The following is an 18,246-nucleotide window of genomic DNA, read 5'->3' as shown; positions in this document are numbered from 1 at the left end:
CAAACTCCCAGCCTAGTGCCGACGCGCTACCACACGCGTCGTCCGCGGCGGCGGGGCCCGGCCGGGCGGGCCCTCCGGCGCCGGGCAGGGCCCCGGGCCGGGGCCGTACCCGGGCCCTCAGCTGCGGCGCAGGTCCCAGCGCGGGCCCTGCGGCGTGTCCTCCACCACCACCCCGGCCTCCGCGAGCCGGTCGCGGATGGCGTCGGCGGCGGCGTAGTCCTTGCGGCCGCGCGCGGCCTGGCGCTGTTCGAGGGCGACGGCCACGAGGGCGTCCACGACCTCGGCGAGGCCCTGGTCGCCGCTGGCGGCCCACTGCTCGCTGAGCGGGTCGAGGCCGAGCACCCCGAGCATGGTGCGCAGTTCCGACGCGAGTTCCTGGGTCCGCTCCTTCTCCCCGGCCCCCAGGGCGGTGTTGCCCTCCCGGACGTGGCCGTGGACCACGGCGAGCCCCTGGGAGACCCCGAGGTCGTCGTTGAGCGCCTCGGTGAACTCGGCGGGGACGTCGGCGGCCGGGGTGACGGCGCCCAGCACCTCGACGGCCCGGGTGAGGAAGCCCTCGATGCGCTGGTAGGCGGTCGCGGCCTCCTGGAGGGCGGCCTCGGAGTAGTCGATGGTGGAGCGGTAGTGGGCCTGACCGAGGTAGTAGCGCAGTTCCACCGGGCGGACCTTCCGGACCATCTCCGGGATCCGCATCGAGTTGCCGAGCGACTTGGCCATCTTCTCGCCGCCGACCTTCAGCATGCCGTTGTGCAGCCAGTACTGGGCGAAGCCGTCACCCGCGGCGCGCGACTGCGCCTGCTCGTTCTCGTGGTGCGGGAAGACCAGGTCGAGCCCGCCGCCGTGGATGTCGAAGCTCGGGCCCAGGTACTTGGTGGCCATGGCGGAGCACTCCAGGTGCCAGCCGGGGCGGCCGCGGCCCCAGGGGGTGTCCCAGCTGGGCTCACCCGGTTTGGCGCCCTTCCACAGGGCGAAGTCCCGGGGGTCACGCTTGTCCCGGTCCGGGTCGGAGTCGGCGGACTCCACGACCTGGTCCAGGCGCTGGTTGGAGAGTTCGCCGTAGGCGGGATGCGAGCGCACGTCGAAGTAGACGTCACCGGAACCGTCGTCGGCCGCGTAGGCGTGTCCGGCGTCGATCAGCCGCCGCATCAGTTCGACCATCTCCGGCACGTGGCCGGTGGCGCGCGGCTCGACGGTGGGCGGCAGGCAGCCCAGGACGTCGTAGGCCCAGCTGAAGGCGCGCTGGTTGCGCTCGCTCACCTGCCACCACGGAACGTCCTCGTCGGCGGCGACCCTGATGATCTTGTCGTCGATGTCGGTGACGTTGCGGCAGAAGGTGACCTCGTAGCCGAGGTGGGTCAGCCAACGGCGCAGGATGTCGAAGTTGACCCCGGACCTGATGTGGCCGATGTGGGGCGGTGCCTGCACGGTGGCACCACACAGGTACAGGGACGCGCACCCCTCACGCAGCGGGGTGAAGTCGCGGACCTGTCGGGCACTGGTGTCATAGAAGCGCAGACTCACGTTGTCAAGACTATCCGCTTTCCCCTCACGGGAGCATCACAAACCAGCAGGCACCGCCGACACCGTTATCCCCCCGACGCGTCCCCCTCCGCACCCCGGAGCGCTGGGGACAGTCCGGAGAACTCATATGGGATGAGCCGTATTAGGCGGGTACGCATGTGAGATGACCCGGAATTACGGGGCGGCTTCGGCGGGGGACCAGCCGACACCCTCTACCAATTCCGACAGGACACTACATAACGCCCTGATCTGTCGGCTTCGGGAAGCAGCCGGAATCGGCCGGAATCTCGTGTTAGCGGCATCGGCTCGACTACGCTGCGATGACGATGGCCCCTTTCAACAAAGCCCCCGAGACAGGGACGCGTAACGGTCGGACCGCGGGTCGCGGCGCGGGAGCCGGTGCTCTCGTCGGTGGCGCCGTGTTCGTCAGTGTCATCGCCCTGTGCGCCCTCGTCCTCGCCTACCACGGCATCTACCAGTTCGCCCGGGTCGTGCACGGCGGGGGCTCCCTCCTCGCGCACGTCTTCCCGGTGACCTTCACCCTGCTGGTCCTGATGGCCTTCTGGGTGAGCTACGTGCTGCGGTCGGCCCCGCCCGGCGACCGCCTGTGGGTGGACCTCGTCCTCATCCCCCTGCTCGTCCTCGCCGCGGCCGTGCCGATGGTGCTGTACAGCAGGGGCCTGGTGGACGGCATCGCGGCCGACCACCGGGGGATCGTCGAGGTCGTGGTGGCGGTCGCTCCACTGGCCGCGCTGTTGGTGGCCTTCCTGCTGTGGATGGCCGTACGGGCGCACATCCGCAGGCGCGGCACCACCGCGCGCCCCCGCCCGAAGCCCTCCGACGACCGCACCACCGTGCTGCGCGACCGCACCGGCGCCCGAACGGACTGGCCGGACCCGGAGGAGACGGCCCGGGACGAGCGCGACGCGGAGACGCTCCAGACCCGCCTGCTGCGGTTGGGCTCCGACGAGGACGATCCCGCCGACCCCGGCCTGCCGACGGAGGAGGCGGAGGAGAACGGGGCGCGCGCCGCAGGGGGGACCGACTCCGCCGGGACGGCCCCGCCGCTGCCCGCCCGTACCTCCGCTCTGCGCCGGGACCGCGCCGGGCGGGAGGAGGGGGAACACCGCGAAGGCGAGGACCTCGAACAGGCCGGGCGGGAGCGCGAGGAGCGCGAACGGGCGGACCGCGAGGAACGCGAAGCCGCGGAGGACCGTGAACGGGCCGAAGGGGCCGCAGGGGCCGCAGGGGCCGCAGGGGCCGGAAGCGAACGGGCTCAGGACCGGACCTCCACCGAGGCCGGCTCCGCGGGCCGCGTCGAACGGACCGGGGACCCGGAGGGCCTGGAGGACCCGGAGGGCCTGGAGGACCCGGACGAACCCTCGGTGCCCGTCCTCCCGCTCCCCCGCCGGTCCCGCGACGGCGGCAACCCGATCAGGCGCGCGGCCGAGGAGCCCCCGGTGGTACCCGGCGCGGCGGCCCCCGCCCCGGAGGAGGCCTCCATCCCCGGACCCGGGCTCGGGTCCGGTTCCGGTTCCGCTGCGGGCCCGGGGACCGAACCGTTCGCCGCGGACCCCGAGCACCCGGCCGACGAGGGCTTCGAGCACGATTCCCCGGTCGCCGACCCCAGCACGGACGAGGCCGAGGCGCCGGTGCCCGCACCTGCTGCCGCCGAGCCCTCCGTGGACCCCGAACCGGCACCCGCACCCGTCGCCGGGGCGAAGCCGACGGACCCCGGGGAAGCTGTTTCGGAGGAGGCTGTTTCGTGGCAGACCTGGCCCGAAACCAGTGCCGGGGCCGAGACCGCACCCGAGGCGGAGCCTGTGGCGGAATCCGAACCGGAGGCCGGACCTCTGTGGGAGCCCCCGTCCGACGACGGCGCTCCCTCGCCCCTGGCCGACTACGTGCCACCGGTGTGGACACCGCCCGAGGACGACGACCCCGTCGATTCCGCTTTCCCTGCCGAGGGGGCGTCCGAGCCCTCCGTGGAGGGGACCCCGGCCCTGGACCACGACACCGGTCCCGAGGTGCGCGCCGCCTTCCGCTTCGACACGGTGCCGCCCGGTGCCGCGGCCCCCGAGCCGGAGCCGCTGCCCGAACCCGAACAACTGCCCGCCCAGGACCCCGAACCCGCCCCGGAGCCGGAGGGGGCGGCCGGGCGGGCGGCGTCCACGGAGCCGGAACACGGACCGGTGGCGGAACCGACCGCACCGGCGCGGTCCGAGCCGAGGCAGCCGGTGGAGAAGCGTCCGATGGTCCTCAAACCGAAGCGCCCGCCCCTGTCGGACTTCGCCTCCGGCCCGCCCTCCCGACGGGTGCGCAGCGAGCCCCTGCCGCCGGACGAGCGCTGACCCCGAGCAGGAGCAGAAAACGGGCGGCGCCGGTCCGAAGGATCCACCGGCGCCGCGTGCGCGGCCCGGGGTCCGCCGGACCCGTCCCTGAGCCCGTGGAAGACCCGTGGGCGGGGCGGGTGGACGCCTCAGGACGCACGCGGGCGGCCGGGCACCGATCCCTCCGGTGCCCGGCCGCCCGGGTGTGCGTGTGTCAGTCGCGCGGCGCGCACAGGGCCGTGGCCACGGCCGCGATGCCCTCGCCGCGACCGGTGAGGCCCAGACCGTCGGTGGTGGTCGCCGAGATGCTCACCGGCGCGCCCACGACCGCGGAGAGGGTCTTCTCCGCCTCGTCGCGCCTGGGGGCGAACTTGGGTCGGTTGCTGATGATCTGGACGGCCACGTTGCCGATCTCGAAACCTGCCCCGTGCACCCGCGCGACGGTCTCGGCGAGGAGTGCGGCGCCCGAGGCGCCCTTCCACCGCGGGTCGGAGGTGCCGAAGTTGGATCCGAGGTCGCCGAGCCCGCAGGCGGACAGCAACGCGTCGCACGCCGCGTGGGCGGCGACGTCACCGTCGGAATGGCCGCTCACACCGTCTTCTCCCGGCCATTCCAAACCGGCGAGAAAAAGTGTTCGTCCAGGAGAAAACGGGTGGACGTCGGTTCCGACGCCCACCCGAGGCATTTTCGTCATGAATTACGTGATTCCGCGACTATCAGTTCGTCAGAACCTCGTCGAGGAGGGCTTCCGCCTTGTCCTCGTTGGTCTTTTCCGCGAGCGCTAGTTCGCTGACGAGAATCTGCCGGGCCTTGGCCAGCATCCTCTTCTCGCCCGCGGACAGGCCGCGTTCCTTGTCCCGACGCCACAGGTCCCGGACCACCTCGGCGACCTTGTTGACGTCGCCGGAGGCCAACTTCTCCAGGTTCGCCTTGTAGCGCCTGGACCAGTTGGTGGGCTCTTCGGTGTGAGGTGCGCGCAGCACCTCGAAGACCTTGTCCAGGCCTTCCTGCCCCACCACGTCACGAACGCCGACATCCTCGGCGTTCGCAGCCGGCACGCGCACCGTCAGATCGCCCTTGTCAACCCTCAGAACGAGGTAGGTTCTGTCCTCGCCCTTAATGGTGCGAGTCTCGATCGCTTCAATACGAGCAGCCCCATGATGGGGGTAGACAACAGTGTCGCCGACCTTGAAAGCCATGTGACAGGTACCCCTTCCGCTACCACAAGGATACCATGAATCCATGACTTAACGTACCTATTAGGTTTGCGAACACGCAGGTCAGAACACACTTTTTAGGGCTTGACAAAGTGTACCCGAGGAGTCTCGGACAACCGGCCGGAGCGGGCCGGGAGAGGCCTCCACCCCTGCTGGCCAGCCGAAGCGCGTTCCCCCGGAGGGCGCTTGGAGGGTAGGGTTCGCGCCCGCCCGAACACCCTCCGCGAGGGCTCGCAGCGATATAGGTCACAATTTCGGATCGGGTTGACCCGGCCGTGACCCTCCCGCGCCCCGAGGCCGCTCGGACCGCCGTTCCCGCTCAGGCCTCGGGCTCGTAGTCCTCGCTCTTCTCCCCGGTGACCATGTAGACCAGGTTGTCCGCTACGTGCACCGCGTGGTCGCCGAAACGCTCGTAGAACCGGCCGACCAGGGTGACGTCCATGGTGGCCTCCACCCCGTACTCCCACCCCGGGGCGAGGATGCGCTGGAGCAGCTTGCGCCGCAGCCGGTCCATCCGGTCGTCGTCCTTGTCCAGCTCCAGAGCGGTGTCGGCGTCCCGCTCGGTGATCACCTCACCCGCCTTGGTGACCAGCAGCTCCGCCTGGTGGCCCATCTCCAGGACGATGGAGCGGACCGGCTTGGGGATCGCCGAGTCCGGGTGGCGGCGCCTGGCGATCTTGGCCAGGTGGACGGCGTGGTCGCCCATCCGCTCCAGGTCGCCGCGCATGTACAGCGAGGTGATGATGGTCCGCAGGTCGGAGGCGACCGGCTGCTGCCGGGCCATCAGGCTGAAGGCGGTGTCCTCGATCTCCTGGTCGAGCTGGTTGATCGCCTCGTCGCCCGAGATCACCTCCTGTGCCGCGTTCAGGTCGCTGTCCAGCAGGGCCGTGGTGGCACGCGCGACGGCGTGCCTGGCGAGCCTGGTCATCTCGACGAGGCGTTCGCTCAGGCTGTCGAGGTCCTCGTGGTAGGTATCGCGCATGTCGTCAATGCTCCCAGTCTGTGTTTGAAGAATCGGCCAAGGTTCGGTGAACGATGGAAGAACCTCGGTTGTGTCGCATGCCCTGACCGGGTAAAGCCCCAGTCCGCACGTTTACGATCGAATCGTGCAAGGGGAACTTCTCGCCGCCGTCGTCGGCATCATCGGGCTCGTCGCGGGCGTCGCCATCGGCGTCGTCGCCGCCAGCCCACTCTTCCGTACCCGGACCGAGCGCGAGGAGCCGCCGTCACAGCGCCACGACGGCAGCACGCTCCCGCCCGGGATCGCCGAGGTCCTGTCCGCGCTTCCCTCCTCCGCCGTGGTCCTGGACTCCGGTGACAGGGTGCTGCGCGCCTCCTCCGCCGCCCGGGCCTTCGGCATCGTCCGGGGCGAGGAACTCGTCATCGGCGAACTCCTCACCCTGGCCCGCAAGGTCCGGCGCGACGGGGTGATCCGGGAGACCGACATCGAGGTGGCCGTACGCAAGTTCGGACCCGACGCCACCTCCTTCGCCGTACGGGTCGCCCCGCTGGGCGGCACCGGCCTGGTGCTGGTGCTGGCCGAGGACCAGACCGAACACCGCCGGGTGGAGGCGGTCCGCCGGGACTTCGTGGCCAACATCTCCCACGAGCTCAAGACCCCGGTGGGGGCGCTGTCCCTGTTGGCGGAGACCGTACAGGACGCCAGTGACGATCCCGAAGCGGTGCGCCGGTTCACCGAGCGCATGCAGACCGAGGCCTCCCGGCTCACCGCCGTCATCCAGGACCTCATCACGCTCTCCCGCATCCAGGGCGCCGAACCCATCGCCGAACCCGCCCCGGTGGAGCTCGGCTCGGTCGTCGAGGAGGCGATCGACACGGTGCGCATGCCCGCCGACGCGAAGGGGATCGAGCTGGTCGGCAGCGGGGCCGAGGGGGTGAGGGTCCTGGGCGACGAGGCGATGCTCGGCACCGCCCTGCGCAACCTCATCGCCAACGCCGTGGCCTACAGTCCGAAGAAAACGCGGGTCGCGGTGTCCGTGGAGGTCTCCCGGTCCACCGTGGACATCAGTGTCGCGGACCAGGGGATCGGCATCCCGCAGCAGGACCTGGAGAGGATCTTCGAGCGGTTCTACCGTGTGGACGCCGCTCGGAGCCGGGCCACCGGTGGTACCGGTCTCGGCCTGGCCATCGTCAAGCACATCATGACCCACCACCGTGGAGAAGTGACCGTGTGGAGCAAGGAGGGGTCGGGGTCGACGTTCACACTGCGTCTGCCCAGACCCGAGAGCCGGGAGCTCGACGCGTCCCGGAACGACAACCACCAGGAGACGGCACAGTGACGCGCGTACTCGTAGTAGAGGACGAAGAGTCCTACAGCGACGCCCTGTCTTACATGCTGCGCAAGGAGGGCTTCGAGGTCGCGGTGGCCCCCACCGGCACCGTCGCTCTGGAGACCTTCGACCGGACCGGCGCCGACCTGGTGCTGCTGGACCTGATGCTGCCGGGGCTGTCGGGCACCGAGGTGTGCCGGACCCTGCGGCAGAAGTCCAACGTCCCCGTCATCATGCTGACCGCCAAGGACTCCGAGATCGACAAGGTCGTCGGTCTGGAGCTGGGCGCCGACGACTACGTGACCAAGCCGTTCTCCTCACGCGAGCTCGTGGCGCGTATCCGCGCGGTGCTGCGCCGCCGGGGCGAGGACGAGGTCGTGCTGCCCGCCGCGCTGGAGGCCGGCCCCGTCCGGATGGACGTGGAGCGGCACGTGGTGACGGTGCGGGGCGACAACGTACAGCTTCCGCTGAAGGAGTTCGAGCTGCTGGAGGTGCTCCTGCGCAACGCCGGGCGGGTGCTCACCCGGATGCAGCTCATCGACCGGGTGTGGGGCGCCGACTACGTCGGTGACACCAAGACCCTCGACGTGCACGTCAAGCGGCTGCGCGCGAAGATCGAGGAGGACCCGGGCAACCCGAGGTACATCGTCACGGTGCGCGGTCTGGGCTACAAGTTCGAGCCGGTCACCGTCGAGGTCGAATAGCCCGGGCACGGGAGATCCCTTCTCCGGATTCCCCGTTCCGGTCCTCCTTCGAGTTCCGACTCCCGTGTCCCGGGCGGTGGCCGCTCCACCCCCGGGACCCCTGTCCCCCGGCTTCCCTACCCGACCCTGCGGGCCGTCGGCACGGCCCGTTCTCCGTCGTGCCCGGAGAAGGGCCGGGTCCCGTCGCTGCTCCAGCGGCTCGGCGTGCCCGCTGCCATGGCGGCATGGGATTTACACGTCCCTCATACGGCCCCAGCGGATCGCCGTGTCGTCCGGTAGCCGGTGAGCCAGGCGGCGACGGTGGTGACGGCCACCATGGCGGCCAGTGGCCCCCAGGGAATCGCAGGTGGCCAGTCGCCCCACGCCTGCAGGGCCGCGGCCATCGCCACACTGCCGCCGACCAGGCCCAGGAGAGCTGCCGGAACGGCCAGGGCCAGCAAGCGTGCTGCGACCATGAGGCGCACGAACCGGGGCCGCGCGCCCACCGCCACCATGGCCTCGTCGTCACGGGCGTTCTCCGCAGCCGAGAGTGCCCCCGCGATGGCCGCGGTCCCCACAGCCGTGACGGCGGCCAACCCGGTGAACAGCCACAGGACGTAGGAGATCTCCGTTCCGTCGTAGCCGCGTTCGACGTAGAGGTTGGCGTGACCCCCCAGGTGACGGTTGGCCGCAGCGTGCGCTGCGTCGACCTGCCCGGACGTGGGCGTCGTCTCCGTCACCAACAGGGCCTCACGCACCGGACCGGCCACGAGGCCGTGTTCGACCAGGGACTGCTGCGATATCAGGGCGTGAGGCAGTCGCGTCTGGACCCCCTCGGGGATCACGAGTTCTGCGTCCAGCCGCACGGCTTGCTCCGAGGGACCGGTCCCCGGACGCAGGAGGGCCTGCCCGGAGCTGTGCTGGAGTGCATCGTCCGTCAGGACGACCCGTCCGTCCCGGAGCGCACGGAGGGCCTGTTCCCGTTGGCCCTGTTCAGGGAACAGGGCCAAGACCAGATTCTCGCCACCCACCGCGATGGGCTGGATGGGTATGAGGCCCGCGGGCAGATCCTGTGCACACTCCTGTGGGGCGCTGCCCCCGTCGGTGGAGGTCGAGCACCGCCACGCGGCGTTGTCCAGGACGAGGCGCACCGGACCGTCATCCGTGGTCGCCGCGGCGTACGGGATCCGGACGACCTCCGCTCCACCCAGTGCCTGGGTGAGTGGACTCAGCGCGGCGTCGTCGGAGGGCAGGGGACCGCTCACCATGGCCTGCCCTTCGAGGAGTTCGGGCACGTAGGTACGTGCGTTGTACTGGTCGGCGCTGTGGATGAGCACTCCGGCCACCGAGGCCGCGGCCGTGACCGCGCAGATCGCCACCGCCAGGGGCAGCGACCGCGACCGGCTGCGGGCAGGGCCTCGTAGCGCCACCCGTGTCCGCACCGGAAGGTGTGCGGCGACCGCCGACAAAGCGTGCAACAACAAGCCGCAGGAGCCGAGCAACCCGAGTGCGTAGGCGATGGCCCCCACCCCAGCGAGCGGAACGGTCCCCACTGCTGTGCCGCCGACGAGGATGACCAGGCCCACCGCTGCCAGGGCCGGCCAGGACCACGCGCGGCGCCGACGGATCACGGCGTGGGGAGTGTCCCGCAGCGCAACGGCGGGGCCCCGGCGTGCCGCCGACCTCGCCGGAAGCCACGCGGCGACCAGACCCGCCGCCAAGGCCAGGAGGACGATCCACACGAGCTGGTCCGGACGGATCACCGGCGTCCCCCAGGACATGCCCGTGATCTGCTCTCCCAACGGTTGTCCGATCAGCGCGGCCGCGATACCCAGGGCCGTTCCGGCCAGGGCCCCGGTCGCCGCCACCAGCACACCGTGCGTCATCAGGACCCGGCGCAACCGGGAGGGGCGGGCTCCGGCCGCCGAGAGCAGTGCCATGTCCCGTCGGCGGCGCTGCGCGGAGAGCGTGAACACGGCCGCCGCCAACAGTCCGACCTCGCCCAGGCCCAGGGCGGTGAACAACAGCACCGCGCGGTCATCGTCACCCGTGGTGTCCTCGGCCGACGGTGGTGCGTCCGGTGTGGGGCCAGGAGTGCGTGGGTCCACGGTGAAGCCGAGTGGACCGAGCAGCTCCACCAGCTCCGGTTCACGCATCTCCGGGGGCAGTCCCCCGATCACCCATGGCCCGGTGTTCTCGTCCCAGGCGGCCGACACCCCGCCCTGGGGGAGGGCGACGAGGAAATCACGCTCGTAGTCGGTGGGATCGACCGCCAGCCCCGTGACGGTGACAGTGCTGTCCTCGCCCACGGTCAGGCGATCGCCGACCCCCGCCCCCGTAGCTTCGGTGAGGTGTCGGCTGGCCAGTACCTCACCGCCGCGTTCGGGGGCGCGACCTTCGACGACCTCCAGCAGACCACGGGTCAGCGGGTCGGCCGCATCCGTCAGGACTACCGAGGTGGGAACCGAACCGTGCCCGGTCGCCACAGGGAGCACGGAGTTGGAGACCGCAACGACTCTCGCTCCCTCGGGGAGGGCTTGACTCAGCCGTGTGAGGGAGGCTTCGTCCGTCTCGGCGTGCACTCGCGCTTGGGCGGCGCCCATGGCCGCTGTCCGTTCCTCCTCAGGAGTAGGTACGGCGGTGCTGTAGAGGATCTGCACCAACACGGCGACGGCCACCGGCAAGCCGAGCAGCCCCGCCCCCAGCAGGGCACGTTTGCCGTCCTGTTTGAGCATGCGCCAAGCCAGGACCAGACTGAGCGGCCTGTTCACAGCATGTCCCCCCGGGCCGGGCCGAGAACGCCGTCGCGTATCACCAGCACCCGATCGGCCAGCGCCAACCACTCCTGGTCATGGGTGCCCACCAACACACCCGCACCGTGTTCACGCGCCCGAGCAACCAGTGCCTCCCGGACCGCCTGGGATGCCGCCGAATCCAGCGCACCGGTCGGCTCGTCGGCGATGACCAACCGGCGAGGGCCGATCAACGCGCGGGCGATCGCCACACGCTGACGTTGACCACCGGACATCTCCCCCGGGTATCGGTCGGCCAGACGGTCGACCCCCAGTTCCTCCAGCGCGGTCAGGGCGCGGCTCCGTGCTTCACGCGCGCCCTCCAACTCCAGCGGGAGCGCGACGTTCTCCTGTGCTGTGAGCACGCTCAACAGGTTGTACTCCTGGAAGACGTAGCCGATGCGGCGGCGCCGTAGGTCAGCACGGCGTTTCGCGCCGATGCCGATGACATCGTCGCCGTCGACTCGCACCGTTCCCCGGGTCGGTTCGGCCAGGCATCCGGCGATCTGTAGGAGGCTGGATTTTCCGGCGCCGCTCTGCCCGCAGAGCACGACCACCTCTCCACGTTCGATCCGCAACGATGCTTCCCGGACGGCTACAACCCGGGCCTCGCCCACGCCGTACTCCTGGACCACCCCGTCCATTTGCAAAGGTAGCGTCGTGTTCTCGATGTGTACCTGTTCTTCAGTGGCCACCGTCACCGCCCGATTTTTTGGAGCCGTACAGCGGCGGTTTGTGTGCAATGGTGTATCGCCACCGCACACAGCCGCCGCTGCACGGTACCTTATGTATTTTCGCCCCCGCGACTCCCAGCTTCAAGGATGTATTCAGCGAAGACGATGGGGATCGTTCGGAGCGGCACCGATAATGGTTAGCGCATCTCGATGCGCGCTTCGCGCGCGTCCCCGACCGTGCAGCTCACGGTGACGTTTCCGTCGCCGTTCTGCCAGCTCGAGTAGCGGTCGGGCTGGAAGGGGCAGTCCGCGCGCAGACGCCACTCCTCCCCCAAGCTCCCGCTGCAGCTCGCGTAGGCGTCGCCGCTGCTACCGACGCCCTTGGCACAGCTGAGCATGGCGCTCATCTCGCTGTCGACGGCGCTGTCGGCCCAGGCAGGAACAGCGGCGGCTGCGGCCAGTCCCACGGACATGAACGCGACGGCAGTCGTTTTCCTCAAGGTGCGAGCAAGTTGCACGAATGACCCTTTCCCTTTTGCTTGCAGATGCACGAGAAGCGTAAACACCTCGCAAATATGGGTCAATGGGTGAACATGGCACTTCATAAGTGCAGCTCGTAGAGCTTTTCCAACATCGAAGCCGCAGGTCAACCTGTCGGGCGAGGCCAGTTACGGGGAAAATAGATGGCCGGTTGCGGACATCTACTCCGATGGCCGCTTGCCAAATGCCTTTCCATGCTCTACATCGACGCCGTTGTTAACCTTGTCAAGGGTTGGTGCACCAGCAGGCTTCACCACCGGTTTTCTTCTGCATCGGAGTAGCTGGTCACCTGAAGGTGGAAACCATGGCGTCGGAGCTCGCCCTGTGGCCGACCTGTCGGCCTGGCGGCTTCATCAGGGTTGGCCGCTCGGAGACCGCGCTCCGGCTCCCCGGGCCCGTTGACGGGCCTGCGGGTCAACGGGACCCGCCATGCCCGGTCCCGGTCAGGCCCGGGCGTACCTGTCCACGGCGCGGGCCAGCACCCGGCAGGCGCGCCGCAGTTCCCCCCAGCCCGCGGACCCGTAGCCGATGACCAGCCCGTGCACGGTCGGTGCTCCGTAACTGGTCCGGCTGGTGTCCTCCACCAGGACCCCCTCCTGCGCGGCCGCCCTGATCACGGGGGCCACCGCCGCCTCGGGCAGGCGCAGCAGTACGTGCAGCCCGGCCGTGTCCCCGGTCAGCCGGGGGCCGAGGTGTTCGACGAGCAGGGCGCGCCGTCGGGCGTACTCCAGGCGCATCCGGCGCAGGTGCCGGTCCAGGTCCCCGCGTTCGAGCAGGAGCGCCGTGGCCGCCTGGGGCGGGCCGCTGGTGCGGTCGGACAGCTCGGTCCGGACCCGGACGAGGCGCTGGAGCAGGGCGGGCTCGGCGACGATCCAGCCGATGCCGAGGTCGGGGTCGAGGGTCTTGGAGAGGGTGCCGAGCAGGACGACCCGTTCGGGGTCGAGGCCGTACAGGGCGGGCAGGGGCGCCACGTCGTAGCGGAACTCGGCGTCGTAGTCGTCCTCCACCACCAGGGCTCCGGTCCGGCGGGCCCAGGCCAGGAGGCGTTCGCGGCGGGGCAGGGGAAGGCGACCGCCCAGCGGGTACTGGTGGGCGGGCGTGGTGTAGACGACGGAGAGGTCGTCCGGCAGGTCCTCGGGCCGGATGCCGTCGTGGTCGACGGGGCAGGGGACGATCTCCGCGCCCCGGGCGGCCAGGATGCTGCGGGCCTTGCCGTAGCCGGGGTCCTCCACCCCGGCGCGGGTACCCGGTCCGAGCACGGCGCCGAGCAGGTCGAGGCCGTTGCCGGTGCCCCGGGTGACCAGGATGTTCTCCGGGCCCACCCGGACGCCGCGGGTGCGGCGCAGGTGTTCGGCCAGGAGTGCGCGCAGCTCGGGTCGGCCCCGGGGGTCGGGGTCGTCCGAGGGGGGTTGTTCGGCCGCGTGCCGCCAGGCCCGGCGCAGGGCCGCCCGGTCGTGGCCGTGGACCCAGGGCGCGCCCGGCAGCAGGTTGACCACGCCGTCCCGGCGCAGCTGCTCGCGGGAGGGGCGGTCGCGCCCGGTCTCCGCCTCCGCCTGCGTCCCCGCCCGCCGTTCCGCTGCGGCGGAGAGCCCGTCGCGCCGGCCCGGGAGGGGCTCGTGTTCGGCGACGAAGGTGCCCGATCCGTGGCGGCCGTCGAGCCAGCCCTCCGCGTAGAGCTGCTGGTAGGCGTCGGTGACGACGGTGCGGCTCACCCCGAGCTGGGTGGCCAGGGCCCGGCTGGAGGGCAGCCGTTCACCGGCGCGGAGCGCACCGGAGGACATGGCCTCGCGGAGTTCGCCGGAGAGCTGGGCGGTGAGCGGGACGGTTGCGGAACGGTCGAGGCGGACCGGGGGCTCGGTGATGTGACGGGGCAAAGTGGTCTTTCACTTCCTGCCAGAAGTGGCCATGGTTCGGATATCCACTTCTGTCTAAGGTAGTCGCATGCTCTCCACCACAGAACGCACACGACTCAAGCGCGCCAAGCACAAGGCCCGGACCGACCGCAGTGACCTGTACGACCTCCTCGACGAGGGGCTGATCTGCCACCTGGGCGTGGTCGTGGACGGCTCCCCCCGGGTGATGCCCACCGGCTACGGGCGGATCGGCGACACCCTGTACCTGCACGGTTCGACCGGCGCCCGGTCCCTGCGGGCGGAGGGCGAGGTGTGCGTGACGGTGTCCCTGGTGGACGGGATCGTGCTGGCCCGGTCCGGCATGCACCACTCGGTGAACCACCGTTCCGCGATGGTCTTCGGTACCCCTCGGCTGGTCACCGACGAGGAGGAGCGCACCGCCGGGCTGCGGGCGATCACCGAGCAGCTCGCGCCGGGCCAGTGGGACGTGGTCCGACGGCCCGACGCCAAGGAGATGGCGGCCACCCGGGTACTCGCGCTGTCCCTGGAGGAGGCCTCGGTGAAGGTGCGCACGGGGCCGCCGGACGACGACCCCCAGGACCACGCCACCCCGATCTGGGCGGGTGTGCAGCCGGTCCGGACGGTGTTCGACCCGCCGGTCACCGACCCCGGACTGACCCACGACCTGCCCGCCCCCGAGCACGTCCTGGCCCGGGTCACCGGCCGCTGAGCGGGGACCGCCCCGTCCGTCAGGCCTCGACGATGACCGTGAACGGCCCCTCGTTGGTCAGGCCCACGGACATCTGCGCGCCGAACACCCCCGTGGCCACCTCCGCGCCCTGGTCGCGCAGCTCCCTGACGACCGCGTCCACCAGGGGTTCGGCGACCGGTCCGGGGGCGGCCGCCTGCCAGGTGGGGCGGCGGCCCTTGCGCGCGTCGCCGTAGAGGGTGAACTGGCTGACCACCAGGAGCGGGGCGCCGACGTCGGAGCAGGACTTCTCGTCCGCCAGGATCCGCAGCGTCCACAGCTTCCGGGCGACCTTGCGGGCCTCCTCCCCGGTGTCGGTGTGGGTGACGCCCACCAGGGCCATCAGGCCGGGCCGGGTGATCTCTCCGACCACCTCGCCGTCCACCGTCACCGAAGCGTGCGACACCCGCTGCACGACCGCGCGCATGGGTTCCCCCTCTGTTGTTCGTTCCTGTGCCCGCCGCCGGCCGTACCGGCCCCGTGCGCCGCCTACCTCGTCCGTTGGAGCTGGTTGAGCAGCCGTGCGCGGCGCGTGCTCGCGATGACGCCGGTCAGGGTCACCACGAAGGTGTGGATGGAGTCCGCGAAGTCCTCGATCCGCCACTCGCTCGGGCCCGTGTACCAGGCCAGGCCGTCCCCGGTGAGCTCCTCGGGGCTGAGGTCGGCGATCGCGGCGGCGGCGAGGATGTTGGCCCAGCGGTCGACGTCGTCGAAGATCACCGCGTAGGGAAGGTAGCGCGAGTACAGTTCCACGCGCTGCCCGGGCGGGGCGTTCCGGGACCGGGGGCTGAGCAGGTACTCGCGGAATCCCACGGTGTGCGCGTAGACGGAGCTGCCGAGCCTGGTCTTGGCGGGCATGTACTGGGCGCCCGCGGTGACCGCGGCGCCCGCGATGATCACGGCCAGCCCGGAGAAGGCCGCGCTGGTGAACATGGCGAGGAACCCGGTCAGCACCACCCCCGCGGTGGTGAGCAGCATCCCGGTGAGCGTCCACACGCCCCGGACCCGGTCGGGCGGGCGGGAGAACCACTTGAGCCGCACCATGTCCCGGTACAGCTCCTCGCGGGCCCGGTCGATCCGTTCCGGGAAGTCCACGGACCGGCCGAGGGAGCCCACCTCGGACAGGCGTACCGTGCGCTGGTCGCCGAAGAGGGCGTCCAGCAGCAGCCACTCGTGCGAGAGCAGGCTCCTGCCGGGCGGCCCGTCGAGGCGGACCAGCCGCCAGTCCACCGAGGTGAAGTGTTCCTGCGGGAGTTCCTCCAGCCGGATGTACCCGCGCACGGCCAGGTCCAGGACAGCGCCGGTCAGGTCGGTGATGTCGACCGTCTCGTTCACGAGGGTCCCGATCTGGCCGGGGTGGACGCCGTCGGGCGGGGCGAAGCGCACGCGCCCGTGCTCGCCGGAGGCCACCGGGGCGTGGTCGCCCCGCGCGGCCTCCCTGCGCAGCGCGCGTTCGTCGCGGCCGCGGACGCGGATGAGCGCCACCAGGCCGCCCACCAGGACCAGCAGCAGGAGCCCGAACGCGCTCCCGGTGGCCGGGGTGACCTGGAAGGCCGAGGCCAGCGACCAGCGGCGGGTGAGGATGGGTTCGCCCTCGGCGGTCCCGGGCGGGTAGTTGACGACGATGTCCAGCCGGTCGCTGGGGGTCATGTCGGCCTGGAGGAAGTGTGCGACGACCGCGTCCCCGCCCATGTCGGAGGCGGTGCAGTACATGGCGCTGCGGGGCTCCCCGGCGAGGCAGGACAGGGCCTCGGGCGGCATGGGCGCGGTGACGGTGACGTCCGTGGACTGAACGGTGTGGCTGTAGGCGCCCACGGCCCGCCACTCCAGTTGGACTCCCTGGGCGACCTCGCTGACGGTGCCCTCGACCCGGTAGCCGAGCTCCACCCCGCGGGTGCCCTCCGTGGGGATGTGCACGAGCAGGGCGCCGTCGGTCTCCTCGGTCTCGACCTGGAGGGCGGCCCCGTCGGAGTCGACCGCCGAGATCCCGCCGATCTCGAACCTGCGGTCGTGGTCGGTGTCATAGAGCATGGTGGCGGTGAGGGCCCGGGTGAACTCCTCGGGGGCCGGACCGTCGAAACGGATGGACTCCTCGCCGCGCAGCACGCCCGACTGGTCCAGTTCGAGGCGGATGTCGTTGGTGATGGTCCGGTCTGTGGTGGAACGGTGGGCTGTGACCGCCGGTTCGCGCCCCGGTACTGTGGTCTCCGGTGCGGCCGCCGTCGCCGCGTGCGCCTCTCCTCCCGGCCACGCCACGGCGACCACCGGGACCAGCGAGGAGAACACGAGTAGGGCCGTCGCCAACACGACGGCCTGGCGCCAGGAGCCGACCCACCACATGTCGCGAGAGCCTATCCGGTCCGTACACGGACCGTGCCCACAGGGCGCCCACAGCGGCGTCGCGTACCGGTGTTCCACGAAGGCGCCCGCCTGTCCCCCGGGCGTACCCGACAGCTCCCCGGGCGCACCGCGCCTCCCCCTGCGCGCGGGCCCGGTTCCGTGGTGAGGGCCCGGCGGCCCGGTCCGGTCGCGGACCCGTGGGCGGAGCGCCCCGGCTTCCTCCAGCGGATGGGGGTGGGCGCCTCCCTGTCCCTGGGCACGGGCCTGGCCGCGGTCGGGCTCACCGGGTTCCTGGCGTTCTCGGCGCTGCTGCCGTCGGCCCAGCCCGCCTGGGGGAACCCGCTCGGCCCGGACCCGGGCCAGCTGCTGGCCGGGGGCGGGGACCAGGCCCCCTCCGAGGCGGAGCGGGTGTCGGTGGACGACCCGCTCGGGCGGAACCCGCTGTACGTACCCGGCGAGCTGGGTGAGGTGACCTGTACCCCGCCGGCCATGGACACCGGGGACCCGGAGTCGATGGAGGCGTTCGTGCACGCCATCGCCGACTGCCTGGACCAGGCCTGGGGGGAGTACTTCGAGGAGGCGGGCATCCCGTTCTCCTCGCCCAACCGCGTGTACTGGCACGCGGAGGGGCACAGCCCGTGCGGTCCCTTCCCCAGCGAGGGCACCGCGGCCTTCTACTGCCAGGCCAACCAGGGCCTCTACCTGGGGGTGGAGGACATCGTGGCGGCGTCGGCCGGCAACGACGCCCCCGAGGCGTACACGTTCCTGCTCAGCCACGAGTACGGCCACCACGTGCAGGGGCAGTCGCGGATACTGGCCGAGTTCCGCACCCTGCGGGCCGGCTCCGACGAGGAGACCGCACAGGAGCTGACCCGGCGCAAGGAACTCCAGGCCAACTGCCTGGGCGGGGTGTTCGTCGGCGCCTCCGAGGAGTCACTCGGTTACGGAGCGTCCGAGCGGGCGAATATCCTCGACGACGTCGGGCGGCGCTCCGACCGGGCGGGCACGAGCACGCACGGGTCGGTGGAGAACGGTCGTCTGTGGACCGCGCACGGCCTGGACCGTGTGGACCCGGCGTCCTGCAACACCTGGGAAGCCCACGAGGAGCTGGTGCGGTGAGCGGTGGCCTGGGCCGCGGCGGCCCCGGTTTCGGGGGCTCCGGGTTCGACCGGACCGGATTCGACGGGGTCGGCCCCGGGGATCCGGACGTCCCCGCCCGCCTCGCCCACTCCCGCAGGGCCCACCGGACCAACCGGC

15 protein-coding genes are annotated in these 18,246 nt (G+C 71.3%); 5 read left to right on the top strand and 10 right to left on the bottom strand.

What is annotated here, in order from left to right:
- Nucleotides 1-117: 117 nt before the first annotated feature.
- A complete protein-coding gene (cysS, locus tag AC0VYD_RS02470; protein ID WP_475478381.1) occupies nucleotides 118-1,521 on the bottom strand; it encodes a cysteine--tRNA ligase in 1,404 nt (467 codons plus the stop codon).
- Nucleotides 1,522-1,940: 419 nt separating this feature from the next.
- Here cysS and AC0VYD_RS02465 point away from each other — a divergent pair, with 419 nt between their 5' ends.
- A complete protein-coding gene (locus AC0VYD_RS02465; RefSeq protein ID WP_475478380.1) occupies nucleotides 1,941-3,872 on the top strand; it encodes a DUF2637 domain-containing protein in 1,932 nt (643 codons plus the stop codon).
- 193 nt (nucleotides 3,873-4,065) lie between these two features.
- Here AC0VYD_RS02465 and ispF read toward each other — a convergent pair whose 3' ends face one another.
- The 3 genes from ispF to phoU all read right to left on the bottom strand — a co-directional run bounded on the left by ispF (nucleotide 4,066) and on the right by phoU (nucleotide 6,050).
- Nucleotides 4,066-4,536: a 2-C-methyl-D-erythritol 2,4-cyclodiphosphate synthase gene (ispF, locus tag AC0VYD_RS02460; protein ID WP_475480160.1), complete on the bottom strand. Its 471-nt coding sequence runs from the start codon at nucleotides 4,534-4,536 to the stop codon at nucleotides 4,066-4,068.
- A 31-nt stretch (nucleotides 4,537-4,567) separates the two neighbouring features.
- A complete protein-coding gene (locus AC0VYD_RS02455) occupies nucleotides 4,568-5,050 on the bottom strand; it encodes a CarD family transcriptional regulator (protein WP_026129182.1) in 483 nt (160 codons plus the stop codon).
- A 337-nt stretch (nucleotides 5,051-5,387) separates the two neighbouring features.
- On the bottom strand, nucleotides 5,388-6,050 hold the full coding sequence (phoU, locus tag AC0VYD_RS02450; RefSeq protein ID WP_191276163.1) for a phosphate signaling complex protein PhoU: 663 nt from the start codon (nucleotides 6,048-6,050) through the stop codon (nucleotides 5,388-5,390).
- A gap of 124 nt (nucleotides 6,051-6,174) precedes the next feature.
- Between phoU and AC0VYD_RS02445 the strand changes: the two genes are divergently transcribed.
- Together AC0VYD_RS02445 and AC0VYD_RS02440 are read left to right on the top strand one after the other, a co-directional pair.
- On the top strand, nucleotides 6,175-7,368 hold the full coding sequence (locus tag AC0VYD_RS02445) for a sensor histidine kinase (RefSeq protein ID WP_475478379.1): 1,194 nt from the start codon (nucleotides 6,175-6,177) through the stop codon (nucleotides 7,366-7,368).
- A complete protein-coding gene (locus AC0VYD_RS02440) occupies nucleotides 7,365-8,063 on the top strand; it encodes a response regulator transcription factor (RefSeq protein ID WP_017581312.1) in 699 nt (232 codons plus the stop codon). The genes AC0VYD_RS02445 and AC0VYD_RS02440 overlap by 4 nt, the downstream gene beginning before the upstream one ends.
- A 242-nt stretch (nucleotides 8,064-8,305) precedes the next feature.
- Here the strand turns inward: AC0VYD_RS02440 and AC0VYD_RS02435 are convergent, their stop codons facing one another.
- The 4 genes from AC0VYD_RS02435 to pdxR all read right to left on the bottom strand — a co-directional run bounded on the left by AC0VYD_RS02435 (nucleotide 8,306) and on the right by pdxR (nucleotide 13,922).
- Entirely contained in the window at nucleotides 8,306-10,813 is a 2,508-nt protein-coding gene (locus tag AC0VYD_RS02435; protein WP_475478378.1) for an FtsX-like permease family protein, read from the bottom strand.
- Complete coding sequence (locus AC0VYD_RS02430) at nucleotides 10,810-11,535, bottom strand: ABC transporter ATP-binding protein (protein WP_475478377.1); 726 nt, start codon at nucleotides 11,533-11,535, stop codon at nucleotides 10,810-10,812. Before AC0VYD_RS02430 ends, AC0VYD_RS02435 begins: the two co-directional genes overlap by 4 nt.
- A gap of 170 nt (nucleotides 11,536-11,705) precedes the next feature.
- On the bottom strand, nucleotides 11,706-12,008 hold the full coding sequence (locus AC0VYD_RS02425; RefSeq protein ID WP_475478376.1) for a hypothetical protein: 303 nt from the start codon (nucleotides 12,006-12,008) through the stop codon (nucleotides 11,706-11,708).
- Between the two features lie 483 nt (nucleotides 12,009-12,491).
- Nucleotides 12,492-13,922 (bottom strand): MocR-like pyridoxine biosynthesis transcription factor PdxR, encoded by a 1,431-nt coding sequence (gene pdxR, locus AC0VYD_RS02420; RefSeq protein WP_475478375.1) that lies wholly within the window; start codon nucleotides 13,920-13,922, stop codon nucleotides 12,492-12,494.
- A 67-nt stretch (nucleotides 13,923-13,989) separates the two neighbouring features.
- On the opposite strand from pdxR, the gene AC0VYD_RS02415 reads away from it, so the two are divergent.
- Nucleotides 13,990-14,631: a pyridoxamine 5'-phosphate oxidase family protein gene (locus tag AC0VYD_RS02415; RefSeq protein WP_475478374.1), complete on the top strand. Its 642-nt coding sequence runs from the start codon at nucleotides 13,990-13,992 to the stop codon at nucleotides 14,629-14,631.
- A gap of 19 nt (nucleotides 14,632-14,650) precedes the next feature.
- Here the strand turns inward: AC0VYD_RS02415 and dtd are convergent, their stop codons facing one another.
- Entirely contained in the window at nucleotides 14,651-15,076 is a 426-nt protein-coding gene (dtd, locus tag AC0VYD_RS02410) for a D-aminoacyl-tRNA deacylase (RefSeq protein ID WP_475478373.1), read from the bottom strand.
- 62 nt (nucleotides 15,077-15,138) lie between these two features.
- Nucleotides 15,139-16,989 (bottom strand): DUF2207 domain-containing protein, encoded by a 1,851-nt coding sequence (locus tag AC0VYD_RS02405; RefSeq protein WP_475478372.1) that lies wholly within the window; start codon nucleotides 16,987-16,989, stop codon nucleotides 15,139-15,141.
- Between the two features lie 159 nt (nucleotides 16,990-17,148).
- Here AC0VYD_RS02405 and AC0VYD_RS02400 point away from each other — a divergent pair, with 159 nt between their 5' ends.
- Nucleotides 17,149-18,108, top strand: coding sequence for a neutral zinc metallopeptidase (locus AC0VYD_RS02400; protein WP_475478371.1), 960 nt, complete (start codon nucleotides 17,149-17,151; stop codon nucleotides 18,106-18,108).
- Nucleotides 18,109-18,246 lie beyond the last annotated feature (138 nt).

It is taken from the genome of Nocardiopsis sp. iso_40 (assembly GCF_056173285.1).
The sequence above is the reverse complement of the archived record's forward strand: the minus strand, read 5'-3'. Positions and strand labels throughout refer to the sequence as shown.